Origin of the sequence: Chitinophaga fulva (genome assembly GCF_012927205.1) — a bacterium.
In the GTDB taxonomy this organism is placed as follows: Bacteria; Bacteroidota; Bacteroidia; order Chitinophagales; family Chitinophagaceae; genus Chitinophaga; species Chitinophaga fulva.
This window is the reverse complement of record NZ_JABBGC010000001.1, coordinates 1,405,445-1,430,595: the sequence shown is the minus strand read 5'-3', so window position 1 is coordinate 1,430,595 and position 25,151 is coordinate 1,405,445. Positions and strand designations below refer to the sequence as shown.

The 25,151-nt window shown below is 49.8% G+C and carries 16 protein-coding genes; 7 read left to right on the top strand and 9 right to left on the bottom strand.

Going from position 1 to position 25,151, the window contains the following annotated elements:
* Positions 1–7: 7 nt before the first annotated feature.
* From HHL17_RS05995 to HHL17_RS05975, 5 genes are all read right to left on the bottom strand, one after another.
* Positions 8–775 carry a DUF4843 domain-containing protein gene (locus tag HHL17_RS05995; RefSeq protein ID WP_169223854.1) on the bottom strand — a complete coding sequence of 256 codons (768 nt, stop codon included), beginning with the start codon at positions 773–775 and terminating at the stop codon, positions 8–10.
* A 15-nt stretch (positions 776–790) separates the two neighbouring features.
* A complete protein-coding gene (locus HHL17_RS05990; protein ID WP_169223853.1) occupies positions 791–2,227 on the bottom strand; it encodes a RagB/SusD family nutrient uptake outer membrane protein in 1,437 nt (478 codons plus the stop codon).
* Between the two features lie 18 nt (positions 2,228–2,245).
* On the bottom strand, positions 2,246–5,644 hold the full coding sequence (locus tag HHL17_RS05985; protein WP_169223852.1) for a SusC/RagA family TonB-linked outer membrane protein: 3,399 nt from the start codon (positions 5,642–5,644) through the stop codon (positions 2,246–2,248).
* Positions 5,645–5,704: 60 nt separating this feature from the next.
* Entirely contained in the window at positions 5,705–6,694 is a 990-nt protein-coding gene (locus tag HHL17_RS05980; RefSeq protein WP_169223851.1) for a FecR family protein, read from the bottom strand.
* A 91-nt stretch (positions 6,695–6,785) separates the two neighbouring features.
* A complete protein-coding gene (locus HHL17_RS05975) occupies positions 6,786–7,385 on the bottom strand; it encodes an RNA polymerase sigma-70 factor (RefSeq protein ID WP_169223850.1) in 600 nt (199 codons plus the stop codon).
* 476 nt (positions 7,386–7,861) lie between these two features.
* On the opposite strand from HHL17_RS05975, the gene HHL17_RS05970 reads away from it, so the two are divergent.
* From HHL17_RS05970 to HHL17_RS05945, 6 genes are all read left to right on the top strand, one after another.
* Positions 7,862–9,025, top strand: coding sequence for a Gfo/Idh/MocA family protein (locus tag HHL17_RS05970; protein WP_169223849.1), 1,164 nt, complete (start codon positions 7,862–7,864; stop codon positions 9,023–9,025).
* Positions 9,026–9,052: 27 nt separating this feature from the next.
* Positions 9,053–10,108: a sugar phosphate isomerase/epimerase family protein gene (locus HHL17_RS05965; RefSeq protein ID WP_169223848.1), complete on the top strand. Its 1,056-nt coding sequence runs from the start codon at positions 9,053–9,055 to the stop codon at positions 10,106–10,108.
* A gap of 186 nt (positions 10,109–10,294) precedes the next feature.
* Positions 10,295–10,708 carry a c-type cytochrome gene (locus HHL17_RS05960; RefSeq protein ID WP_169223847.1) on the top strand — a complete coding sequence of 138 codons (414 nt, stop codon included), beginning with the start codon at positions 10,295–10,297 and terminating at the stop codon, positions 10,706–10,708.
* A gap of 31 nt (positions 10,709–10,739) precedes the next feature.
* Positions 10,740–11,462 (top strand): 3-keto-disaccharide hydrolase, encoded by a 723-nt coding sequence (locus HHL17_RS05955; RefSeq protein ID WP_169223846.1) that lies wholly within the window; start codon positions 10,740–10,742, stop codon positions 11,460–11,462.
* 108 nt (positions 11,463–11,570) lie between these two features.
* The gene (locus HHL17_RS05950; RefSeq protein WP_169223845.1) at positions 11,571–12,305 is read left to right on the top strand and encodes a ThuA domain-containing protein; all 735 of its coding nucleotides are present in this window, start codon (positions 11,571–11,573) and stop codon (positions 12,303–12,305) included.
* A 71-nt stretch (positions 12,306–12,376) separates the two neighbouring features.
* Positions 12,377–15,784 (top strand): ThuA domain-containing protein, encoded by a 3,408-nt coding sequence (locus HHL17_RS05945; RefSeq protein WP_169223844.1) that lies wholly within the window; start codon positions 12,377–12,379, stop codon positions 15,782–15,784.
* Between the two features lie 130 nt (positions 15,785–15,914).
* Here the strand turns inward: HHL17_RS05945 and HHL17_RS05940 are convergent, their stop codons facing one another.
* The 3 genes from HHL17_RS05940 to HHL17_RS05930 all read right to left on the bottom strand — a co-directional run bounded on the left by HHL17_RS05940 (position 15,915) and on the right by HHL17_RS05930 (position 21,933).
* Complete coding sequence (locus HHL17_RS05940; RefSeq protein WP_169223843.1) at positions 15,915–18,203, bottom strand: GH92 family glycosyl hydrolase; 2,289 nt, start codon at positions 18,201–18,203, stop codon at positions 15,915–15,917.
* 94 nt (positions 18,204–18,297) lie between these two features.
* Positions 18,298–20,586: a GH92 family glycosyl hydrolase gene (locus HHL17_RS05935; RefSeq protein ID WP_169223842.1), complete on the bottom strand. Its 2,289-nt coding sequence runs from the start codon at positions 20,584–20,586 to the stop codon at positions 18,298–18,300.
* Between the two features lie 330 nt (positions 20,587–20,916).
* Positions 20,917–21,933 carry a LacI family DNA-binding transcriptional regulator gene (locus tag HHL17_RS05930; protein WP_169223841.1) on the bottom strand — a complete coding sequence of 339 codons (1,017 nt, stop codon included), beginning with the start codon at positions 21,931–21,933 and terminating at the stop codon, positions 20,917–20,919.
* Positions 21,934–22,211: 278 nt separating this feature from the next.
* Between HHL17_RS05930 and HHL17_RS05925 the strand changes: the two genes are divergently transcribed.
* Positions 22,212–23,285, top strand: a complete 1,074-nt coding sequence (locus tag HHL17_RS05925; protein ID WP_169223840.1) for a fatty acid desaturase family protein — start codon at positions 22,212–22,214, stop codon at positions 23,283–23,285.
* 79 nt (positions 23,286–23,364) lie between these two features.
* Here the strand turns inward: HHL17_RS05925 and HHL17_RS05920 are convergent, their stop codons facing one another.
* Positions 23,365–25,134 carry a RagB/SusD family nutrient uptake outer membrane protein gene (locus HHL17_RS05920; protein WP_169223839.1) on the bottom strand — a complete coding sequence of 590 codons (1,770 nt, stop codon included), beginning with the start codon at positions 25,132–25,134 and terminating at the stop codon, positions 23,365–23,367.
* Between the last annotated feature and the right edge of the window lie 17 nt (positions 25,135–25,151).

Here is a 25,151-nt window from a genome sequence, read left to right as displayed (position 1 = left end):
TTCATTTTTATTGCATGTATTTACCCATTTTCATTGGCGTACCATCGTCTTCCAATACAGGCGTACCGGCAGCCTCCATATCTTTTAGGTATATTTTCAGGTAATTCGCGTAGAACCTTGTACCACCTGGATCAGCATTGGAGATTTTGGTGTATAACTCCAGTACGGGCAACTCCAGCAAATCACTCATCAACAACATCTTTTTTGTAGAGAATGGCCCGAAAAAATCGTCATACCACCCTTTGGCCGGCTTATTCAGCCGGTTATCCACAAGGATCACATGCCTTACAAGGGAAGTAAACAGGTTATTGTTTTTGTCTTTCACCAATACCTGCAGGCGGGTATTAAACTCATTGTTTGGCTCGAGTTGCAGCGTGATGGAAAAAGTTCGTTTAGACATGTCCAGTGTTTTGTGCAAGACCACCGGAAGATAGCAGTTGACACTATCGGGAGGTACCACCAGCCTGGCCGGTAGGTCAAAATGAGTATGGAGGGCAGCAGCACTGGCACTGGTATCAATGACGCGATAACTCACATTCCTTTCACGATTCACCGGCTTGCCCAGCGTCGCCACTCGCAGGACCATGGTGGTATCCGTAGCAGATGGTGTATAAGCAAACGTGACGATAGTGGTATCATAGGTAACGAAGGCCCTCACCACAGAGAAATAAACATCATCATCTGTAGCATAGGTAGGTATCTCTGCTTTGCGGCAGGACGCTAACAACAGCAGCAATCCTGCTGTTACGGCGATATATTGAAGATGCTTGATCATAACAAATACATTGGATTAGTTTCTGAATCGGGATTCGTCCAACGGAATAGGCAGCACATACTTTTCTTTACCCATAGTGATCGTTCCGCTGCCGGTACCGCCGGGGATGCTGGCGGTAGCATTACGCTTGTAATAGAAAAACATCTGGCCTTCTCCATAGAATTCACGTTTATAATCTTTGAGCAATTCTGTGGCAAGATTAGCATTGGCTGGCGCATCGCTGATGCCCCGGTTGCGACGCACCACATTGAGGTACGCTATGCCTGCAGCCGGGTCCGGCGCACACTCAGCAGCAATAAAATACAACTCAGACAGCCGTATCATCGGTACCAGGTTACGGAAACGAAAGCTTGTTTCTTCTATATCAGCATACTTGTAAAAACAGCGGTAGTTCTTCTGATTGGAACCGGGCACCAGCCAGGAATTACCATAACGGAAATCATTGGTATTACTTTCAAACTCGGAAGTAAGGCGGGTTTGAGCAGCGGTCAGGATGTCCGGATCTTTCAGCGACGGATCAAAATAATTTCTGTATTTATCTGTTCTCCGGCTGTCCTGTAAGGTAAACAGCAGTTCACTGGAAAACACACGGTTGGGGTTACGGGGATCGCCCTGTACCTCATTCAACGTCACAAACGGGAATACGCCACCGGCTCCGGTCAACACCTCTGTAGCATATTTCAGCGCGCTGACCTTATCCCTGCGGTACAAACACACCCGCGCTTTCAAGGCCCTTACGGCATAGTAGTTCAACCGGAGATTACGATAGCTCCACGCAACGCCATCGACACTCTGGTCTTTACTCCCCAGCGTATAGCCGCTCACCACGGGATCATCTTTTAACAACGCCTCGGCTGCATCCAGGTCTGCCAGTACTTTCTCTAAAAACACATTGCCTTTAAGATAATCTTCATACCTGGTAGTAAAGGAGGTATAATACGGAATGCTTACCGCCGTAGAGTCCTGCTGGTATACAGGGCCGAATAAACGAAACAGGTCGAACTGGATCAGTGCCCGTAATGCCAGCGCTTCTCCTTTTACCCACGAATAATGGTTGCCGGAGAACAGTCCTTTTTTCTCATCGATGACCGACAAAATTTTGTTGGCATTGGCCACTGTCTTATACATACTGCCCCAGGTATTGCCAAACATGGTCTGTATTTCCGGCTCTGTATATTGATAGGAGGCTAGTTTGTACTGCTTGTGGCCACCACCGATATTGTATCGCTGGCCCAGTATCTCCGTCATCTGCATGGTCATCTGTCCGCCATAGGATTTTTCATCCGTCATATCGAGGTACACGCCGTTGAGCGCGGTCATAAACCCGGCTTCATTTTCCAGCAACACCCCTTCGATGACTTTGTCGCGGGGTTTTACATCCAGCCATTTTTTGCAGGAGGTACCTGTGACCGCCACCAGTATAATTACGCTGAAGAGTATACGTTTTTTCATTTTTCTTTCATTTAGTAATTAAAATCCGGCACTTACAGAGAAAGAAACCGTATTGGCAAATGGATAATCTATACCGCGCTCACGCTTGATGGTAGACAAGCGGAAGATATCGTTCATATAGGCATTCACCCGCAGGTACGACATGCGCCAGCGCTTTATCCTGCTGTTGGCGAATTCATATCCCACATTAATCGACTCACCGGCCAGTATATTCTCCCGCTGTACAAAACGGGAAGTCATGGGCGGAATGTTAGCGGCGATCACATTATCATAAGTCGTCATTGAAATGGCCCTGTATTTGGCGATATCGCCAGGTTGCTTCCAACGGTCGTACAATGCACGGCGGTCCTGATTCAACAGAATGTCTGTGGAATTAATATTCTCCACTTTATCATACAGTGCATTATTAAAGACATCGGCCCCCATGCGGTAACGCAGGTAGATGCCCAACATAAACCCTTTATAGCTGAAGTTGGTACCGGCGATGCCTTCCAGTTTGGGACGGCCATCACCGACTACTACTTCGTCGGCAGCATCATAATTCAACGTCAGGGTACCATCTTTTTTGATCAGCACTTCCCTTCCGGTACCGGGATCGATGCCGGCGGAACGCACCGCCCAGATAGCAGTGGGACTACCACCATCGTAGTAGCGTTCCAGGTTTTTGGTGCGGTTCTCTTTATTGAGCACATCGAGGCTGTTACCCATGTTGTCATAACGTGCATTTTCGTGCTTCGCAGAGAAATTGACGCTCCAGTTGATACGCTCCTCAGGCTTGTACCAGGGTGACACACTGAACATAAAGTTGTAACCATTGCCCACCTGTTTGCCAAGATTGGTCATGTAAGTAGTGGCACCCACAGAAGAAGGCAGGCTGATCTGGGCCACCAGCGGATCGGTGACACGGTTATACACATCGATGTTCAACCGCAGGCGATTATTCAGCAATACTACATCGGCGCCTATGTTTTTGTCGAAGGTTTTCTGCCATAACAGGTTGGGATTGCCAAAGGCATCGATGATCGCCCCTACACCAAAATCATTGACAGCAGTGGTATTATAACGGTAAGTGGTAAACGACTGGTAGGTAGAAAAATTCTGGTTGCCCGGCGTACCAATGGAACCACGTAATTTCAGGAAGTTGATCCAGCTCAGTTCCGCCAGCATCGGCTCTTTATGCAGGTTCCAGGACAAACCAACAGACCAGGAAGTGGTAAAGAATTGATTGGACCCAAACACAGAGGAACCATCCAGCCGGAAATTCACATCAGCCATATAACGCTCATCCAGCATATAGCCGGCATTGAGGTAGGCGCTGGTACTGCGGGTGGTGGCTTCCGAAGAGGTGGATTTACCACTGGCAGGATAACCGGCAGCGAAGGCTGGCGACGATATACCCGGCGGCAAGCCAATCACCGTATAACCGTCGCCGGTATTCCGGAACTGCTGGAACTTCCAGCCAGCCACCGCGTTGATCTGATGACGGTCTTTAATCAGTTTACCATAGATACCGGTTATTTCACCATCATAGTTAAAAACAGACGTTTGAGAACCGGAAAAGCTACCTCTTTCCGTAGGTACTTTTTTTGCAAACTGCGTGTGACGGGCATCCAGGAATATTTCCTGTTTGCTCTCTTCTTTCGTAATGCCCAGGCGGCCTCTTACCCGAAAATCCTGATTAAGTTCCCATTCCGCCATGAAGTTATTGACCACGGAGAAGTTGCGGGTAACATTAGAGTTACCGATGGAGGCGTTCCATAACGGGTTGGTAGTAGTATCGGTACCGGAAGAGGCGGTATTGGCCCTTAGTTCGAGGTAGGGCTGCAGATTACCGTTTATATCGCGTTTGCGATAATAGGGGCTCGCTTGTGCAAAGTCCTGAAAGGAGCCATAGGGCGATTCTTTCGCGGTAAAAAAGTTAAGCGACAGGTTATTATTAAAGCTGAGTTTTTTCCTGCGATATACCAGTTTCACGTTGGCACCACCGATATCACGGCCGGAGCCCTTCATGGCGCCGTTGATCTTTTTGTAGTTCAGGCCTACGCTGTAGCGCATCTGGTTGTCGCCGCCCTCTGCATAAAGGGAATGCCCGGTGGTAAAGCCGGTACGGACCGGCTCACTGAGCCAGTAGGTATTAACGCCGCGTTTTACCTCTGCCAGCCGTTCACTATAGACCATTTCCAGTTCCTTTTGCCGTGTCTGGTTTGTTTCAAACCCTTCATTGAGCCGGAACCTGCCGGAAATACGTTCAAACTCCAGCTTTTCCGCGGCATCCATCAGGTTATAATCATGAAGATCGGGGATGGTGATGCTGTTATCGGTGGTATAGTACACCCGCAGTTCACCGGGTTTCGGTTTTTTCGTTTCGATAACGATTACGCCGTTAGCGGCTTTGGCGCCGTAGATAGCGGTGGATGCCGCATCCTTCAGGATGGTCACGCTTTCCACGCGGTTGATGTCCAGGTCTACGATGGTACGCAGATTGGTTTCAAAACCATCGAGGATGAACAGCGGTTGGTTAGGATCTGTACTAAACTGTTCTTTCATCCCCAGCACGCTGGTTTTACCGCGTATCTCCAGGTTGGGCATAACGTTAGGATTGGATCCCATCAGGTTATTTTCGTACACCGTAAAGGCGGGGTCGAGGGAGCGGAGGCTCTGGATGACGTTCTGGTTGCCTATCTGTTTCAGTTCTTTAGCAGTATAGGTAGATGCAGACCCGGTGAAACTTTCTTTTGTTCGTTCATAGATGCCCGTTACCACCACTTCTTTTATTTTAGAAGCGTCTTCGTCGAGAATGATATTGGAAGCGCCTTTCACGGGCATTTCCACCGTTTTGTAGCCGACGAATGAAACGACCAGCACATCATTCGCTGTAACAGTGATTTCAAATTTCCCGGCGGCATCTGTATGTGTGCCCAATGGTTTCCCTTTCACCCTGATGGTGACGCCTGGTATCTGTTGCAGATTCCCTTTGCTGTCACGCAGGGACACGGAGCCGCGGAGGCGGATGCTCTGGTCCTGTTGTTCCATGCGGCCTACGGTCACGGAGACAGCTACACGGGCAGGCGCGCTTTTCACGATCACCTGGTTGCCTACAATCGTATACTGTACGTCATCACTGAAAATATCGTGCAGCACATTCTTTAATGCCGCATCATTGGCCCGGATGGTGACAGCCTGGGCCCTGTTGATCTGGCTACCATCGTACACAAAGTTCAGATTGGTTTGTTTTTCGATCTCTGACAGTACAACAGCTATAGGTTGGTTATTGGCTTTCACAGTCACTTTCCGGTTCAGCGGAGAAGTATCCTGTGCTCTTGCCGGCCAGGCCGACAGGAGAATGGCAGCCATTGCCAGGGGGCAGTACATACGGATCCCGCAACGGGTGATGTACCGTAGATAATTTTTACTCATGGCTAAGGCGTTTTAGCTTTTGGCTAAAGCATTTTGGTTGGTAATGATGGTTCTTATGCGCTATCTTTTGATGGGCAAGTGCACATATATCGTGTCGTTCAGTTGTTCAAATTGATAATCATATAAAGCAGTCAGTGTTTGTAATATATCCGGTAAAGTTTTATTGCTGAAATTGGCGTTGAGCTTACGTTCCTTGCTGATGGCCGGGTCGAGCACCATGGTCACCCCGTAGGCATTGGAAAGGGTTTCGCATACAGCTTGCAGGGAGGTATCTGTAAACTGCAGCTCCCGGGTACGCCATGCCAGCTGGTTGTTACCGGCAGTGGAGTCCACTTTTATTTCCCCGGTGCGGGTATTGCAGGAGGCGCCCTGGCCGGCCTGCAAACGGAGGGAATGTTGCTGATGCGCCACGGCCACGCTGCCGGTGAGCACATATACCTGTATGGTGGTATTGACCGCCTTTACGTTGAAGGAGGTACCCAGCACATGGATCTCTGCCGGGCCGCTCACTACAGTAAAGGGATACACGGGATTAGTGGTAATATCAAAAAAAGCTTCCCCTGCTATTAGTTCCACTTTTCTTTCCGCTCCTTTGAAAGTAGCCGGGTATTTGATGGTTGCCTGTTTGTTCAGGTAGATTTTAGAGCCGTCGGCCAGCAATACGGAATCGGGATGGTCGGTGGTAGTTTTGGCGATCCACTGTACGCGGGTGCGTGAATATTGCCACCATCCGGCAGCCACGGCTATCAGCAATACAGCAGCGGCGGCAGGCCACCAGCGGCGGCGGGCAGTGATGAGTGGTACTACCGGCGTTGCGGCCTGGGTTTGGTCCAGCAGCTGCAGAAACCTGGCGGTAGCAGCAGGCGCATCGGCCTCTTCAAAAAAAGCGGCATGGGGCGCCTGCTCCCATAGCAGGCAGACCTGTCTGTATAGTTCCCGGTGCGCGGCGTCAGCAGCCAGCCAGGATGCCAGTTGTGCCTGTAATGCCTCATCCTCCGGCGACTGCAGGCACAAAAGGATAAAAGAATAATGATCGGTTGGTTTGGTCATCTTACGAAAAAAGGATGCGCTTTTAAGCTGAGACAAATCAGCAAAAGCCTACCCCCAAAAGAAATTTGAAAATTTTCAGATTTTAATATTTTCAGACTGAAACAAGCCACAGCAGTAGCTTTAACCGGTCGGCAGCCGATATAGGTTTTTCCGGTGGGTCCAGCAAAGCTGCTTTGAGCTGCCGGAGCGCGATGGTCATCTGGTTCTCCACCGTTTTTACAGACAGTTGCAGTTCATGGGCGATTTCCGCATTCCTGAGCCCTTTGTAGCGGCTTAACTTGAAGATACGCCGGCACTGTTCCGGCAAACGTTCCACAGCATAGTGTATCCGCTCCCGCAGTTCCTGTTCTTCCAGGAAAGTGCAGAGGTAACTTTCTTCCTGTAAATACCTGATGGTATTATGGTGTGTTTCTAACAGCCGGTTACGCTGCAGATGATTGATACACTGATTGATAACAGCGCGGAAAAGGTAACTTTTCAGCGCAGCAGCATGTTCCAGGGCAAAGTCCTTCTCCCATAAACGGAGAAAAACATCCTGGACCACTTCCTCGGCCTGCTCCCGTTCTCCCAGGTATTTCCGGGCGGTAGCAAAAAGGAGGGGGTAAAAATGTTCGTATACCCGGGCAAATACCGCACGGTCTCTGGCTTGCAAGCCCTGCAACACCTCTTCGCTGTATAACCCGCTAATCATAAAAAAATAAACGTCAGAAAGGCATAAGTGGGAGCTAAGATAACCCATTACAGGGCGAAAAGGAAATTTTCAAAAAAAATGCCGTTCCAACGGTCAAAAGATGAAAATATGTAAATACTTTTTATAAATTTAATGGCTTTAAAGCCGTTATTCTTAAATTATAAACTTCCACGTTATGACGAACCAGATACAGCCTGAGCGCTGTTTGTCCGTGATTGTAATGTCAGGGCTCTCCTCCGGAGCACTGCCGTTTTCCTCCGACCAGTGATAGCCGGGAATGCCACGATGACCACCACTTCAGCCGGTTGTCATATGCTCTCCGCTAATACCTGTTCCGGGAAACATGCACGCAGATTAAATGTTATGGACGGTACCCAAATATTGTCTGTAGCTGCTATCTTGCCTTTTGATCCGGCACAGCCCAGGCACAACGCGATTTTAAACTAAAACCACGAAACCTAAATAATTTTTTGAAGATGAACCGTAAGTTAAGAATGGGAATGATCGGCGGTGGAAAAGATGCCTTTATTGGCGCTATTCACCGTATTGCCGCCAATATGGACGGCCTGATAGAGCTGGTAGCCGGTGCGCTCAGCATCAACAACGAAGTAGCCCTGGAATCCGGTAAAATGCTGTTCCTCGATCCGGAACGCACTTACCTCGATTTCAAAACCATGCTTCAGAAAGAAGCCGCTATGCCGGCCGACAAGCGCCTCGATTTCGTGACCATCGTCACTCCTAACTTCGCTCACTTTGAACCAGCCATGATGGCGCTGGACCTGGGCTTCAACGTAGTGATCGAAAAACCGATCACTTTCTCCCTGGAAGAAGCCAAACAACTGCAGGCCAAAGTGGAAGCTACCGGTCTCACCCTGTTGCTCACCCACACCTACACCGGCTACCCAATGGTAAAACAGGCCCGCCAGATGGTAAAAGACGGCGCGCTCGGTAAAATCCGTAAAGTATGGGTAGAATATCCGCAGGGATGGCTCAGCAAAATGAGTGAGCGGGAAGGCAATGCACAGGCAGCCTGGAGAACAGATCCTAAAAAATCCGGTAAGGCCGGCGCGATGGGCGATATCGGTACCCACGCCGCCAATCTGGCTGAATATATCAGCGGTGCTAAAATTGAAAAACTGTGCGCCGACCTGAACATTATGGTGCCTGGCCGCGCCCTCGATGATGACGGGGCCGTGCTGCTGCGCTTCGACAACGGCGCTGCGGGTGTGCTGATGGCCTCCCAGGTAGCTGCCGGCGAGGAAAACGCCCTGAAAATCCGCATATACGGAGAAAAAGGCGGCCTCGAATGGGCACAACACGAACCGAACACCCTGCTGGTGAAATGGCTCGATAAACCCACAGAAGTCTATCGTGCCGGCGGTGGTTACACCTTCCAGTCCTCCTACATGACCCACAATACCCGCACCCCGGGCGGTCATCCGGAAGGATACCTGGAAGCTTTCGGTAACCTGTACCGCAACTTCGCACAAACCCTCTCCGCCAAAATTGACGGCGTACAGCCGTCACCGGAGTCGCTCGACTTCCCCAGCGTAGCGGATGGCGTGCGTGGCATGGCGTTCATCGATAATGTGGTGCGCTCCTCACAAAGCGATGCCAAATGGACAAATTTTGACATTTAATATACCACCGATAACAAGTACGACTATATGAAAACAATCAAAGGTCCTGGTATATTCCTGGCGCAGTTCATGGGAGATGAAGCGCCATTCAACAGCCTGAAATCCATCTGCGAATGGGCTGCCTCCATCGGCTTCAAAGGCGTACAGATCCCCAGCTGGGACACCCGCCTGATAGACCTGCAAAAGGCCGCCGAAAGTAAAACCTACGCAGACGAAATAAAAGGTATTGTAAACGCTGCAGGCCTGGAGATCACAGAGCTGAGCACCCACCTGCAGGGCCAGCTGGTAGCCGTGAACCCCGCTTTCACGGAGATGTTCGACGGTTTCGCGCCGGCACAGTACCACAATAATATCCAGGCCCGCACCGAGTGGGCCGTGGACCAGCTGAAATATGCGGCCAAAGCCAGCCGTAACCTCGGCCTCAATGCACACGCCACTTTCAGTGGTGCGCTGCTGTGGGCGCCGGCTATGTACCCCTGGCCACAACGGCCGGCAGGACTGGTAGAAGCAGGTTTCGCTGAACTGGCCAAACGCTGGCTGCCCATCCTCAACGAGTTCGACGCCAACGGTGTAGACGTATGTTACGAAATACATCCCGGCGAAGACCTCCACGACGGCGCCAGCTATGAACGTTTCCTCGAGGCTACCGGCAACCATGCCCGGGCATGCCTCCTGTACGATCCCAGCCATTTCGTGCTGCAATGCCTCAACTACCTGGAATATATCGATATTTACCACGAGAAAATAAAAGCGTTCCACGTAAAAGACGCGGAATTTAATCCCACCGGCCGCTCCGGCGTATACGGCGGCTTCCAGGCATGGATAGACCGTCCCGGCAGGTTCCGCTCCCTCGGCGACGGACAGGTGGATTTTAAATCCGTGTTCAGTAAACTCACCCAATACGATTTTGCCGGTTGGGCCGTTATGGAATGGGAATGCTGCATGAAACACCCGGAAGACGGTGCACGCGAAGGTGCTCCGTTTATCAAAGACCACATCATCCGCGTAACCGAAAAAGCGTTCGACGACTTCGCCGGCGCTGCTACCGATGATGCGTTCAACAAAAGGGTATTGGGCATTTAGTTATTTTAATATTTAGTCATTTTGATATTTTGACTTGGTGAAACAGGTCAAAATCGATAAGGAAAGCTATCGGATGAATGAACAAAACATATTCATCCCCCGAAAAAAATAACACACAGACGGAAAAACATATAAACAACACAACACCAGTCAAATAAACAAATAACAAAATAAAAAAATCACAAAATGAAAAAGAGGTATCTGGCACCGTTTGTATTAAGCGCGCTGTTTTTTGCAGCTTGCGGCGGAGGTGATAAAAAAGCGGAACAAGAAACTACTAAGACCACCCAGGAAAACAATGCCGTAGACACTTCCATGGTATCTCCGGGTGCAAACAAACCAGCCAGCAAAGGTGAGCAACTGATGGCACAAAGCGATTGCAAAACCTGCCACAAAGAAGAAATCAAGGTGATCGGCCCCGCGCTGAAAGACATCGCCGGCAAATATCCCAACACACCGGAAAATGTGGATAAGCTGGCCGACAAAGTCATCAAAGGCGGTTCCGGTAACTGGGGTGAAGTAGCCATGCTCCCGCATCCAAATGTCTCTAAAGAGGATGCCAAAGAAATGGTACAGTACATCCTGTCCATCGGAAAATAATGGCTTTTCCATCATCATTCAACTATAGTAAATGAAAAAAATCATCATCGGAGCCTTTATGCTGGGCGCTATCACCAGCGCTACAGCGGTAAAGGCACAGAAAGTAAATAGCCTCTCTGCCAAAGAGAAAAAGGAAGGATGGCAGCTGCTGTTTGATGGTAAAACCACCAACGGATGGCATACCTACCTGAAAGATGCAGCCAGCCCCGCCTGGAAAGTGGTGGACGGCGCACTCGAATTTGATGTGGACGCCAAAAAAAGCGGCGCCCCCGGCGGTGACCTCGTTACCAACGGCGAATACGAAAACTACGAGCTGAGCATCGACTGGAAAATTTCAGAAGGCGGCAACAGCGGCATCATCTTCAGCGTACACGAAGATCCTGAATTCAAAGCTACTTATCTCACCGGCCCTGAAATGCAGGTGCTCGATGATGATAAACACCCTGATGGAAAAATCAACAAACACAATGCCGGCGACCTCTACGACCTCGTGAAATCCTCACAGAAAGCGGTTAAATCCGTAGGTCAGTGGAATACCGCCAAAATTGTGAAAAAAGATGGTCACCTTAGCCTCTGGCTCAACGGCGTAAAAACCGTGGAAACAACCATGGGTACTCCTGAATGGGACGCACTGGTAGCCAATAGTAAATTTAAAGACTGGAAAGGCTTCGGTAAATACGCCAAAGGCCACATCGCGCTCCAGGACCACGGTAACAAAGTATGGTACCGTAACATCAAAATAAAAGCGCTGTAATCTTTTTCAGATATTATTTTTTTTGACAAAGGCGCAAGGCAGCAAAGAAGAAGATCCTTTTTCCCTGCCCTGCGTCTTTTGCTTTTGGATGCTATAACTACCACGAACATGAGAACATTCACCGCGTTTATTGCGCTATTACTGGCCGCCTCCCTTTGTGCGCAGGCCGGCAAAAAACATAAGGCCAAAAAGATACTGGTCTTTTCAAAAACAACAGGCTTCCGCCACGACTGTATTCCCGTTGCCAAAGCCGCGATCATGCAACTGGGTAAAGACAACGGCTTCGAAGTGGACACCACCGAAGATGCTTCCGCCTTTACTGCCGCCAACCTGAAAAAATATGCCGCTGTGATCTTCAGTTGCACCACCGGCGATGTACTGGACAGCGCCCAGCAAGTGGCCTTCCAGCAGTATATCCACAAAGGCGGCGGCTGGATGGGCATCCACGCAGCCACCGATACGGAATACGACTGGCCATGGTACAATAAACTGGCCGGCGCCTGGTTTCTCAGTCACCCGAAACAACAACAGGCCACCCTCCGCGTAACAGACCACAACCATCCCGCCACCCGCCACCTGCCGGATGAATGGGTACGCAAAGACGAATGGTATAACTTCAAAGACCTTAACCCGGACGTGCACGTGCTGATCAAAATAGATGAATCCACCTATGAAGGCGGCAAAAACGGGGATAATCACCCGATGTGCTGGTACCATGACTTTGAAGGCGGCCGCGCTTTCTATACCGAAATGGGCCATACCAAAGAATCATATCAGGACCCTGCCTATCTGCAACACCTCCTGGGTGGTATTCAGTATACGATGGGTAATAAGCTTCGCTAAAATCTCGTTGAGATCTTCGTTAAGATCTCCTTGATCAGGCGAATCAGCAATAATCATGGTAATCACAGTTTATGAAGCAAACCATTAAGCTCTTGCTGCTGCTGGCATTGGTGGCCACGGCAGGCTGTAACAAATCGCGCCCCGGACAACCGCGGGTGCTGGTATTCACCAAAACCACCGCTTTCCGCCACGCTTCCATACCAGCGGGCATTGCGGCCCTCCAGAAGCTCGGCAAAGAAAACGGCTTCGAGGTAGACACCACCGAAAATGCCAACCGTTTTACGGAAGACTCCCTCCAACAATATGCTGCGGTGATCTTCCTGAACACCACTGGCGACGTGCTCAATACCGCACAGGAAGCAGACTTTGAAAGATACATTCAGGCCGGCGGCGGATATGTAGGCGTACACGCCGCCACCGATACAGAATATGAATGGGGCTGGTACAACCACCTGGCCGGCGCCTATTTCCTCAGCCATCCTCCCGGTACCCACAAGGCAACCGTGGAAGTGGTCAACAAATCATTCCCTGCTACCGCCGGATTGCCCGACAAATTTGAACATACAGACGAATGGTACAACTTTAAAAAGAGAGATACCACCACCACTGTACTGTTGAAAGTAGATGAAAAAACCTACGAAGGCGGCACCATGAACAACGACCATCCCGTAAGCTGGTATCACGAATACGACGGCGGCCGCGCTTTCTACACCGCGCTCGGTCATACCGAAGAGTGCTATACCGACAGCCTGTTCCTGAAACATGTGCTCGGCGGTATCCAATACGCGATCGGCAAAAACCTGGTGCTCGACTATAGCAAAGCCACCACGCTGCGCACACCGGACGAAAACCGCTTCACTAAAAACGTGCTCACCGCCGGCCAGTTCTTTGAACCAACGGAGATGACGATCCTGCCCAACCTCGACATCCTCGTGGCACAACGCCGCGGTGAACTGATGCTCTACAAACAGGCAGATAAAACACTCACCCAGGCCGGCTTCCTGAAAGTGTACTTCAAAACAGAAGTGCCCAACGTTAATGCGGAAGAAGGTTTCCTCGGCCTCGCTGCTGACCCGGACTATAAAGACAACCACTTTATCTATGTGATGTATTCTCCCGTAGATACTTCCGTCAACCGCCTGTCCCGCTTTAAGTTTGAAAACAACCAGCTGAACATGGCCTCCGAAAAGGTAATTCTGCAGTTCTACTCCCAGCGCGATATCTGCTGCCATACCGGTGGCTCCATTGCCTTCGGACCGGATAAACTGCTGTATGTCTCTACCGGCGACAATACCACGCCATTCGACGAAGCAGGCCAGAAATACGTCAGTAACGGTTACGGCCCTACGGACGACCGCCCCGGGCATCAACAATACGATGGCCGCCGCTCTTCCGCCAACACCAACGATCTGCGTGGTAAAATCCTGCGCATCAAAGTAGCACCTGACGGCTCCTATAGCATACCGGAAGGAAACCTGTTCCCGAAAGGCACGCCTAACACCCGCCCGGAAATATATGCCATGGGTACCCGCAACCCCTACCGTATCTCAATAGACCGGAAGACCAGCTACCTCTACTGGGGTGAAGTAGGTCCGGACGCCAACAACGACGATCCCAACAGGGGCCCACGCGGATACGATGAAGTGAACCAGGCCAAAAAGCCCGGCAACTACGGATATCCCATGTTCATCGCAGACAACAAACCTTACCACGCCTATAACTACGAAACAGGCGAAACCGGTCCGGCGTTTGATCCCAAAAAGCCGATCAACAACTCCCGCAACAATACCGGCCTGAAAGAGCTGCCACCGGCTGTACCAGCCTTTATCTGGTACCCGTACGGCAAATCCGATGAATTCCCCATCGTAGGCAGCGGCGGCCGTAATGCCGAAGCAGGCCCGGTATACTACAGCGAATTCTATCCGAAAGAAACCCGTTTCCCGGACTACTATAACGGTAAACTGTTTATCTACGACTGGATCCGCGGCTGGATCATGGCCGTTACCATGGATAAAAACGGCGATTTCTCCAAGATGGAACGTTTTATGCCCGGCACTAAACTGAATGCGCCGATAGACATGGAAATGGGCCCCGATGGCCGTTTATACGTGTTGGAATATGGCAATGGCTGGTTCAGCAAAAACCCGGACGCTGCGCTTGCCCGCATTGATTACAATGGCGGCAACCGCGCACCGCAGGCTGAAATACATACTACACAGCTTACCGGCGCACTGCCGTTTAAAGTGAAACTGTCAGCCGAAGGCTCCGTAGATCCTGATGGCGACAAGCTCGCCTACCTCTGGTATTTCGGCAACGGCAATAAAAAGGAAACCACCGAGCCATCTGTGGAAATGACCTACACCACTGCCGGTGAATACAACGTATACGTAGAAGTACAGGACGGTAAAGGCGGTAAAACAAAAAGTAAAGAGATCGCCCTTTATGCCGGTAATGAAACACCGCAAGTCAGCATCGCGCTGCAAGGCAACCAGATGTTTTATTTCCCTGGCAAACAAGTACGTTATACCGTTACCGTTAATGACAAGGAAGACGGCAATAGTGCCAGCGGGAAACTCGATGCCAGCAACATATTTGTGAAAGCGGATTATGTTCAAGGCAGCGATAAAGCGGCCATGCCACAGGGGCATCAGATCGTTACCGGCGCCATCGCAGGTAAAAACATCATGGAGGTGTCTGACTGTAAAACCTGTCACAAGCCAGATGAAAAATCCATCGGACCATCTTTCAAACAGATAGCAGAGAAATACAAAAACGATCCTGCCGCACCGGATGCGCTTGCGAAAAAGATCATCAACGGCGGTGGCGGCGTATGGGGAGAAACCGCGATGTCTGCCCACCCGGGCATCTCCAACGGAGAAGCACATCAACTGGTGGAATATATTTTCTCGTTGGGCGGCAATGCCCCTAAAGTGGCATCCCTGCCTACTACCGGCAGCCTCAACCCCACATTGGGCAATGAGCTGAAAGACAATGGCGCACTGCTGCTCCTGGCCAGCTACACGGATAAAGGAGCACCGGGCATTAAACCCATCACAGGTACCGCTGCGGCACAACTGCTGAATCCTAAATTACCCGCAGCAGGCTTCAGCAAAGCTGATGGTGTTTCTACCTTTGAAGTCAATGGTATGAAACTGTTGATTCCCGCTACAGCCAACGGCTGGGTGGTATACAACGATCTCGACCTGACCGACGTCAATGGCATCGATGTTACCTATATGGTACAAGACCCGCAGCAGCAGGGCTTTGTAGTGGAAGCATTCCTCGACAATGCCAACGGCACCCGTTTGGGTGAAACTACCATAGGACCTGGCGCTCAACCGAAGATGCCTAACAAATCCAGCATCAGTTTTGCTCCGGTTACCGATGGCAAAAAACATCATCTCTACATTAAAATCAGACCTACTGATCCGGGTAAACAAGTGCCTTTGGGCATTGCTTCGTTTACGCTACGAGGTTAGAAGATGTATAAAAAAAACGCCGGAGATATGATCTCCGGCGTTTTTTTTATACATCTTCTATTATGTTTCCTACCACAAATAAAAAGGCCCTGCAACAACGCAGGGCCTTGCTTGTATGCATTCGAACGGGTCACTTTTTCGGTTTGTTGCTCATATAGAACGTCATGTTGCCGCCATCCATAATCTCACTGTGCGTAATGTACAGGCGGTCCAGCGGTTTGCCGTTCAGTAAGACTTTCTGCACATATACATTCTTATCCCCCTGATTTTTCACATCGATAACAAACGTTTTGCCGTTCTCCAGCTGCAGGGTAGCCTTGTCTACCGCAGGACTTCCTAATGCGTACTGATCGGAGCCCGGGCACACCGGATAAAACCCGAGGGAACTGAAAATATACCAGGCGCTCATTTGTCCGCAGTCGTCGTTACCGCCGAGGCCATCAGGACCGGGGTGGTACATTTTTTTCAGGATCATGCGTATACGTTCCTGTGTTTTCCACGGATAGCCGGTCCAGTTATAGAGGTAAGCTACGTGGTGAGAGGGTTCGTTGCCGTGTACATAGTTGCCGATGATACCATCGCGGGTGATGTCTTCGGTTTCAGCAAAATATTTATCCGGCAACTCCATAGTGAACAGCGAATCGAGGTGTTGCGTGAATTGTTTTTTGCCGCCCATCATAGCAATCATATCGTCGGGGTTGTGCGGCACATAAAGACTGTAATTCCATGCGTTGCCTTCAATGAAGCCCTGGTCATGTGTTTGCAGCGGGTCAAAAGCGGCTTTGAAAGTGCCGTCGTTCAGGCGGGGACGCATAAAGCCGGAGGCTTTGTCGTAAACATTTTTATAGTTGGCTGCCCGTTTGATAAATTCATCGTAGATAGCTGTTTTGCCCAGCTTCCTGGCCACCTGCGCAATACACCAGTCATCATAGGCATATTCCAGTGTTTTGGAAACAGAAGAGCCGTTTTTATCTTCCGGCACATAACCCATGTCCATATAGTATCCCAGTCCGTCGTAGGTGCGGTGGCGGGCAGTGGTCACACAGGCTTCCAGCGCTTTGTTCACATCAAAAGGAGCGTTGCCTTTCATGATAGCATCTGCAATCACGGATACGCTGTGATAGCCGATCATGCACCAGTTTTCATTGGCATAATGCGACCATACCGGCAGCATGTGCTGCACGCTTTGCTCATAATGATGCAGCATAGACTGTACCATGTCAGCATTGCGGGTAGGCTGCACCACATTAAAAAGCGGATGCAAAGCGCGATAGGTGTCCCACAGGGAGAAAGTAGTATAATTCGTATATCCGTTAGCGGTATAGTTGTTCTGGTCCAGTCCACGGTATTTTCCATCTACGTCCATGTAGGTAGTTGGATTAATAAACGCGTGGTACATGGCGGTATAGAAATTTTCTTTCTCTTCGCGGCTGCCGGAGGCGATCTGTATTTTGTTCAGCTCTTTTGTCCACAGTACCTGGCTTTCACGTTTTACCTGGTCAAAATCCCAGCCGGGTATTTCTGTTTGCAGGTTTTTGAGCGCCCCTGCGGTGCTTACCGGGGAGATAGCAAATTTTATTTTGATTTTTTCACCTTCGGTGGTATTGAAATCGAAGTAAGCCCTTATCTGGCGGCCTGCCATTTCAGGGAAATTTTTTGTCTGGTCAAACTTGCGGTAAAAACCTTTGTATACGTCATTGGCATAATTACGATGGCCGTATTCTTTAAAAGGTTTTGAAAACGTCATGGCGAAATAGACAGTGCGGGTACGCGCCCAGCCGCTGGTTTGCCGGTATCCGGTAATCAGCGTATCGTTTTCCACCCGTACAAAAGTCCATACGTTTTTGTTGGGGTAGTTGTAGATACCGGACATCAGGTCGAGGATGATGTGCGACTCACCAGAAGCGGGGAAGGTATATTGATGAAAGCCCACACGGTTGCTGGCGGTGAGTTCGGCAAGGATGTTATTATCTTCCAGTTTCACTTTATAATAAGCCGGTTCCGCTACTTCTGTGTTGTGTGAGAACCTGCTGCGGTAACCGCTCTCCGGATGGTCTGCCGTTCCCGGGTTCAGTTGCAGTGCACCGGTAGCAGGCATGATCAGGAAATCGCCCAGATCGGAATGGCCTGTACCGCTGAAATGCGTGTGACTGAAACCCACGATGGTTTTATCTTCATATTGATAGCCTGCGCAGTATTTGTATACGTCCTTGTTGTATTTGCCGTTCATCTCGTAGGAGAGCGTATCCGTTTCGGGGCTGAGCTGCACCGCGCCGAAAGGCACGGTAGCGCCGGGATAGGTATGTCCCATCCGTTGTGTGCCCGTGATCGGCTTTACGTAGGACAACACATTCTCCTGCGCGCGGAGCGAAGTACAGATACAGCAGAGTATCGATAAGAAAATAAGCCTGTTGGTCATCGGTATCAGTTTAAAACGTGTCTGGAAAAATGCTACATCCCGAAGAATCGGGATGAATTATTTACAGTGAACAATGAAATTCTTCTATATCGTTTTATTTATTATCTGTTGAATAAGAATAAGGGAACGCAGCAGGCTGTGTACCTCTTGATTTCTCAGGGGTAGCGCCCATACGGAACATCAGTTTGCCGCCTTTCTGCAGATCCTGATGGCTGATCCAGTTTTTCGTATAGGGCTGACCGTTCAGGGTCGCCTGTTGTACGTACAGGTTTTTAGCACTGTTGCCAGGTGCTTCGATCACCATTTTTTTGCCGTCTTCCAGCGTCATGGTGAGTTTGGCGAACAGGGGAGTGCCCAATACATACTGTTGGGTACCGGGACAAACGGGATAGAAGCCCATAGCAGAGAATACATACCAGGCAGAGGTTTGCCCGTTGTCTTCGTCGCCACAGTAGCCATCGGGTGTAGCTTTGTAAAGACGCTCCATTACCTGGCGGATCCAGTACTGTGTTTTCCACGGCTGGCCGGCATAGTTATAGAGGTAGATCATGTGCTGAATAGGCTGGTTGCCGTGTGCATATTGACCCATGTTCATGATCTGCATTTCACGGATTTCGTGAATCACAGTACCATAGTAGCTTTCATCATACACCGGCGCCATTTTGAAAACGGAATCCAGCATATTGGCGAAGGATTCGCGGCCTCCCATCAGGCCCGCAAGACCTTGTACGTCATGGAATATAGACCAGGTGTAGTGCCAGCTGTTACCCTCGGTAAAGGCGTCCCCCCATTTGAAAGGATTGAATGGTGACTGGAAACGGCCGTCTTTATTTTTACCACGCATCAGTTTTGTTTCCGGATCAAAGAGGTTCCGATAGTTCTGTGAGCGTTTAGCGAAACGTGCTATCTCTTCTTTAGGCCTGTTCAGCGCTTTTGCCAGTTGGTAGATGGTGAAGTCGTCGTAGGCATATTCCAGTGTACGGGCAGCGTTTTCGTTAACGTCTACATCGTAGGGCACATAACCCAGTTGATTGTAGTATTTCACGCCTTTGCGACCTACAGAAGTAAGCGGGCCTTCGTTTTCCGTGTTTTTCAGGATCGCCTCGTACAGGGTATTGATATCATAACCGCGGATACCTTTCAGGTAAGCATCAGCGATGAGGGAAGCAGAGTTGGAGCCGATCATACAATCGCGGTGACCGGGGCTTGCCCATTCAGGCAACCAGCCGCTTTCCTTGTAGGCGTTGGCCAAACCTTCCATGATATGCGCGCTGAGCGAAGGATACATCAGCGTAAAGAACGGATGTACCGCGCGGAAGGTATCCCAGAAACCATTGTCGGTAAACATATAACCGGGTAGCACCTGGCCGTTGAATGGGCTGTAGTGCACCACTTCGTTTTTCGCATTGATTTCATAGAATTTGCGGGGGAACAGCATAGTGCGGTACAGGGAAGAGTAGAAGGTACTTACCTGTTCGGAGGTACCGCCTTCCACTGACAACCGGCCCAGTTCTTTGTTCCAGGTGTCTTTTGCTTTCTGACGGGTAACCTCAAAAGCATCTTTACCTACTTCGCGCTGGAGGTTCAGTTCCGCCTGTTCAAAGCTGATGAAGGAAGATGCTGTTCTGGCCACTACCTGTTCTCCTTTCTTTGTTTTGAAGCCTACCACTGCGCCGGCATGGTCTGCCTGCAGCTCCAGCTGGTCTTCCAGGGTGGAATCGCGCCATGCTGCGGCAACGGTAAATGGTTTATCAAAATAGATAACAAAATAGTTCTTGAAGTTGGACGGTACGCCACCACTGTTTTTGGTGGTATAACCGATGACCTTCTGTTCTTTTGGTAAGATCTTAATATAGGATCCCTTATCAAATGCATCTACCACCACGAAGGCGCTATCAGTAGACGGGAAGGTAAAACGCAGTTGAGCAGCGCGTTCTGTGGGCGTGATTTCGGTGGTCACGTCCGCATCTGCCAGGTATACACTGTAGTAGTAGGGTTTGGCTATTTCCGTTTTGTGGGAGAACCAGCTGGCTCTTTTGTTTTGATCGATTTTCAGGCTACCGGTAACGGGCATCACGGCAAACTGGCCATAGTCGTTGATCCAGGGAGAAGGCTGGTGTGTTTGTTTAAAGCCCCTGATTTTATCGGCAGTGTATTGATACGCCCATCCGTTGCCCATCACGTTTGTCTGGGGCATCCAGAAGTTCATCCCCCATGGCAGGGCGATGGCAGGATAGGTGTTGCCGTTTGACAGGCTTACTTTAGAATCGGTGCCCATCAGGGTGTTGACCCATTCCACCGGTTCAGCCACTTTGTATACTGTCTGGCTTTGTGCGCCATGCAGGCATAATAAAGCAGCTGCCAGCATTCCAACTTTTTTCATGTTGTAGTGTTGTTTCTTGGTAAATCGATACCAGAGGGCAAAGGCGCAGGGAAGATGATCAGGCAGGGCCAAAAATTTCCCCGCTTTCGCCGGCCGGTATTTCATTACGTGCAATTATTAGAAAAATCGATTTAGCATCAATACAGAAAAAAAAGATTCACAGAATCCTCTCCCTGTTTCCGGAGCCCCAAACTCACATCATTTTCTCCGGAAACAGTTTTTAAATGTATACATATTTTTGGATCTATCGCAGGTATTGTCCATTTTTTTGCCGGAAAATGGATAAGCGGTGCCGGAAACAGGACCTGGCGTGATGATACGCGTCGCTGCTTACGCGGAGCCGCGCACGATAAATCGTCCCGGCAGCTCTACTGCGGGATTCTTAATAGGCACCGGTTTTTTACCCAGCTGCTGCATCAGCATGGCAATCGCAGTTTTGGCGATGCCTTCTATCGGCTGCTCTATCACAGAGATGCCTGGTGGATACAGGCGGAAAATATCGTGGTCATCGAAACAGATCACAGACACGTCATCGGGCATACGGAGACCAATGCGGGCAATGGCTTCCAGTCCAAGGATACCGAGATAATTGGTGGCAAAAAATATCGCTTCAAGGTCAGGATTGCTTTCAATGAACTCCTGCATTTCCCGAAGGGCATCTTCCCGGAGCTTGTGGTACTTCAGGTGCAGTACATGTTTCTTACGCAGGGGGAGCTTGTGTTCTTTCAGGGCAGACACGTAGCCACGCAGGCGCTCTTCCAGCTGGATCAGCTTCACGTCTACTGTCACGAAGGCGATACGGGTGAAACCTTTCTCAATCAGGTGTTTCATGCCCTGCTGCACGCCGCCGAAATTATCGATCAGCACATAAGGCGCCTTGATAGAAGGGAAATAACTGTCCATCAGCACTACAGGCTTATGATGCTGTACCAGCTGCTGTATCTCTTTTTCCATACCGGGCGCGGGAGTAATCAGGTATCCGTCCACCATCTGCCGGCCAAGCATCCGTATCAGCTCTCCTCCTTTCTGGGCGTTGTTTTCCGTACTGCAATACACTACGTTGTACCCCATCAGTTCCGCTTCCGTTTCAATTGTTTTGGCAAGGCTGGCAAAGAAACTGCCGGAAATAGTTTCCACGATCAGGCCCAGTGTTTTGGATTGACCGGTACGCAGGTTTACCGCCACCCGGTGGGGCTCGTAACCGGATTTCTCCACTACCTGTATGATTTTGGCCGCGACTTCGTCACGTATCCGCATCTGTTTCCCTTTGCCGTTGAGTACAAAAGATACAGTAGAAGGTGCCACACCGGCCATTTTAGCGACATCCTTAAGCGTAAGTCTCTTCATTCTTGCTTGTTAGTTTGATTGGTTTGGCCATTGCACCACCGCTTATAATTACAGGTTTAGTTGCCGGGTATGCGGGGAATGCACGGGGCCGGAAATTACAAAAAACTGTTAAAACATTACAAACTCTCCGTAAAATGGGTATCTTACAGCAGCGCGGCCGGGCATGTGGATACTATCAGCCTGTAATATGCGTTATTGGATCAGAAACAGAGTAAGTACCGGCCAATCAAGCAATTACGACCTGGTATTGTAGCCAACTTGACATTTTAACACGCAATATGAAGCAACTCACCCATCTTACAGATCCCGTTTACGTTAAACCTGACCGGGAGACTGTCTTTGACAGGCTTTTTAAGTCGATGATCCGTGACGAGCGTGATCTTCCCTTTGTATACCTTACCCTGAAGATTACTTTCACCCTCTGGCCACTGGCCATCCTGATGTACTGGCCGGGTGTGAACAACTGGCTTTGGTGGACTGCTGCTATTGCTTACCAGTTTTTCAACAATATCACCTTCAAAGGCCCTTTCGGCCTGATGCTGCATTGCACCAGCCACCGCGCCTTCTTTGAAAAGAAATACGGCTTCCTGAATAATTACCTCCCCTGGGCAATAGGCCCGTTGTTTGGACAAACACCGGAGTCCTACTATTCCCACCATATCGGGATGCACCACCCGGAGAATAATATGCCGGACGATGACAGCTGTACCATGATGTACCAGCGCGACTCTTTCCGGGGATTCCTCCACTACCTCTGGTCTTTCGTGACTTTTGGCGTTTACGATACCGCCAAGTACCATATCCGCAAAAAAAGGAGTAAACTGATGGTAAAGCTGGTCCGCGGTGAACTCTTTTTCATCGGTGCCTGCGTAGGCCTTTCCTTCATCAATTTCCCGGCTACCTTCGTCGTGTTCATCCTGCCGTTTATCATCTCCCGTATTATTATGATGGTAGGCAACTGGGCACAGCACGCGTTTATAGACGCTGAAGACCCGGACAACAGCTACAAGAACAGTATTACCTGCATCAATACCAAGTACAACCATAAATGCTGGAACGATGGCTATCATATCAGCCATCACGTTAAACCCAGCATGCACTGGACAGAACATCCGGTACATTTCCGTAAAACGCTGGACGAATACATCGCTAACGACGCTGTCGTATTTGATGGTATCCACTTCCTGCATGTATGGTTATGGCTGATGACCAAACGTTATGATCTGCTGGCCAAACATTTTGTCAATATCGGCGATCGTTTCCAGTCCGATGCGGAAATCATCTCTTTCCTGAAACAACGTACCCTCCGTATTAATACAGTACAGCGTGCAGCCGCCGTGGCTGCTGCCTGAAACAACTGATATATCATTAAAAAGCGCGCTACCGGTAAACCAGTAGCGCGCTTTTTTATAACAGGTATTCGGATAACTCTTAGTTGATCCAGCCCGGATTTTGTACCAGGTTGGAATTACGTTCTATCTCGCTTTGAGGAATGGCCCAATAGTAGATGTAATCCCCTTTCCAGGAATAGTTGACCACATTGCCTCCCCAGATCTGCTGGATACCAGCACCAGCGGCAAACGTCTTTTCTTTCCATGTTTTCCAACGCAGCTCATCGAAATAGTTGATGCCCTCATTCACAAATTCCACCCTGCGCTCGTTACGGATACGCTCACGCATAGCCGTTTGATCACCGACATAAGTCGGTTTGGTAACATCTGCATTCTGCAAAGCAGGCATTCCAACTCTCGCCCTCACCTTGTTGACCAAGTCCAGCGACTGCTGGCTAAATCCTTGCTCGTTCAAAGCTTCTGCCCACATCAGCAACACGTCCGCAAAACGAATCACCGGGAAATCGGTAGGACCGTAGGCACGGTTGATCGTTTCGGTAGCGCCTTCATATACAAATTTGCGGTGCAGGTAATAGAAATAAGCTTTGGTATCAGTGGCCAGGTCCCACACAGGCGTGTTATTGGACCGGAAAGGCCACCTGGAAACATATGGTTGGTTGGCGCTGCCATTTACACCCATGTATTCCGAATAGGGGGTAATAACGTTAGCGGCTAAACGAGGATCACGGTTGGCATAAGCTGACTTGACCCTGGCCTCATTGCCATTAGACAGATATTTGCTCATATCCAGTCCGCGGTTATTGGCGGCAGTGATTTCAGCTGCTGTAAGCCCATCCCTGAAAAAGTACACCTCTCTTTGTGGCGCCGTCAGGGACGTAAATCCCGGGATAACGGTGTTCCAGTCAAACTTGCTGCCGTCGGCCTTTTCATACAGGTCTACCACCACCGGGGAAACCAGGTAGGTATTCCAGCAGGAACCAAAGGAGCTTCTGTTTCCACAGAAAAACTGCGTGGTGGAACCAAAGTTATTCACCGCAATGTTCTGTATAGAGAAAATCATCTCGTCACTTTGTTCATTCGCTTCTTTAAAGAGCGCCTTGTAATCTCCAGTGAAAAGGGTATATCCCGCTTCCTGTACTTTGGCGAAATCAGCTGCGGCAGCAGCCCAGTTACGGGTATACAGGTAGGCTTTGCCTCTTAAGGCATAAGCTGCACCTTTGGTGATATGGCCATAGCTCGCATTACCTTTGCCATATTTGGGAGGCAGATTGGGCTCGTTGATGCAATCGGTAAGATCATTCACCACTACTTTCCATACGCTGTCCTCTGTTTCACGGCCTTTCACTGCGTCATCGGCAGTAAATGGCGTGAGATACACCGGTACACCATGCCACAGCTGGTTCAGGCGGGAATAAAAATAAGCACGCAGGAATTTCGCCTCTGCTATATATCTCGCCTTTTTATCCGCTGGGGAAGGGGATTTCAGCGGTATGTTGAAAATAGCGGTGTTGGCACGCAGAATACCATCGTAAAACTGTTTCCAGTTGCTGCTGAACATGCCGTTGCTGGGCGTGATGGTCCCTACCTGTAAGGCATCCGCATCGCGTACCATACCGCCTACACCGTAACGGTCGAACTGATATAATTCATTGCCGGAGGCACTGCCCTGGTCGATATTCAATCTCAACGCAGCATATACACCTGCCATGCCCTGGTCGGTGAGGTTGTCAGTGGTCCACATCTGGGCGTCACTTTCCTGTGTATAGGACACCGTGTCCAACAGGTTTTTCTTACAGCCGGCCAGTGACAGCAGCGCGGTGCCATATATTAATACGCTAAATTTTTTCATACGTCAATTTTTAGAAC

Excerpts from the sequence above, each read along its gene's own strand:
- HHL17_RS05995 (WP_169223854.1), bottom strand. The coding sequence starts at position 775 with ATGATCAAGCATCTTCAATATATCGCCGTAACAGCAGGATTGCTGCTG.
- HHL17_RS05990 (WP_169223853.1), bottom strand. The coding sequence starts at position 2,227 with ATGAAAAAACGTATACTCTTCAGCGTAATTATACTGGTGGCGGTCACA.
- HHL17_RS05985 (WP_169223852.1), bottom strand. The coding sequence starts at position 5,644 with ATGAGTAAAAATTATCTACGGTACATCACCCGTTGCGGGATCCGTATG.
- HHL17_RS05980 (WP_169223851.1), bottom strand. The coding sequence starts at position 6,694 with ATGACCAAACCAACCGATCATTATTCTTTTATCCTTTTGTGCCTGCAG.
- HHL17_RS05975 (WP_169223850.1), bottom strand. The coding sequence starts at position 7,385 with ATGATTAGCGGGTTATACAGCGAAGAGGTGTTGCAGGGCTTGCAAGCC.
- HHL17_RS05970 (WP_169223849.1), top strand. The coding sequence starts at position 7,862 with ATGAACCGTAAGTTAAGAATGGGAATGATCGGCGGTGGAAAAGATGCC.
- HHL17_RS05965 (WP_169223848.1), top strand. The coding sequence starts at position 9,053 with ATGAAAACAATCAAAGGTCCTGGTATATTCCTGGCGCAGTTCATGGGA.
- HHL17_RS05960 (WP_169223847.1), top strand. The coding sequence starts at position 10,295 with ATGAAAAAGAGGTATCTGGCACCGTTTGTATTAAGCGCGCTGTTTTTT.
- HHL17_RS05955 (WP_169223846.1), top strand. The coding sequence starts at position 10,740 with ATGAAAAAAATCATCATCGGAGCCTTTATGCTGGGCGCTATCACCAGC.
- HHL17_RS05950 (WP_169223845.1), top strand. The coding sequence starts at position 11,571 with ATGAGAACATTCACCGCGTTTATTGCGCTATTACTGGCCGCCTCCCTT.
- HHL17_RS05945 (WP_169223844.1), top strand. The coding sequence starts at position 12,377 with ATGAAGCAAACCATTAAGCTCTTGCTGCTGCTGGCATTGGTGGCCACG.
- HHL17_RS05940 (WP_169223843.1), bottom strand. The coding sequence starts at position 18,203 with ATGACCAACAGGCTTATTTTCTTATCGATACTCTGCTGTATCTGTACT.
- HHL17_RS05935 (WP_169223842.1), bottom strand. The coding sequence starts at position 20,586 with ATGAAAAAAGTTGGAATGCTGGCAGCTGCTTTATTATGCCTGCATGGC.
- HHL17_RS05930 (WP_169223841.1), bottom strand. The coding sequence starts at position 21,933 with ATGAAGAGACTTACGCTTAAGGATGTCGCTAAAATGGCCGGTGTGGCA.
- HHL17_RS05925 (WP_169223840.1), top strand. The coding sequence starts at position 22,212 with ATGAAGCAACTCACCCATCTTACAGATCCCGTTTACGTTAAACCTGAC.
- HHL17_RS05920 (WP_169223839.1), bottom strand. The coding sequence starts at position 25,134 with ATGAAAAAATTTAGCGTATTAATATATGGCACCGCGCTGCTGTCACTG.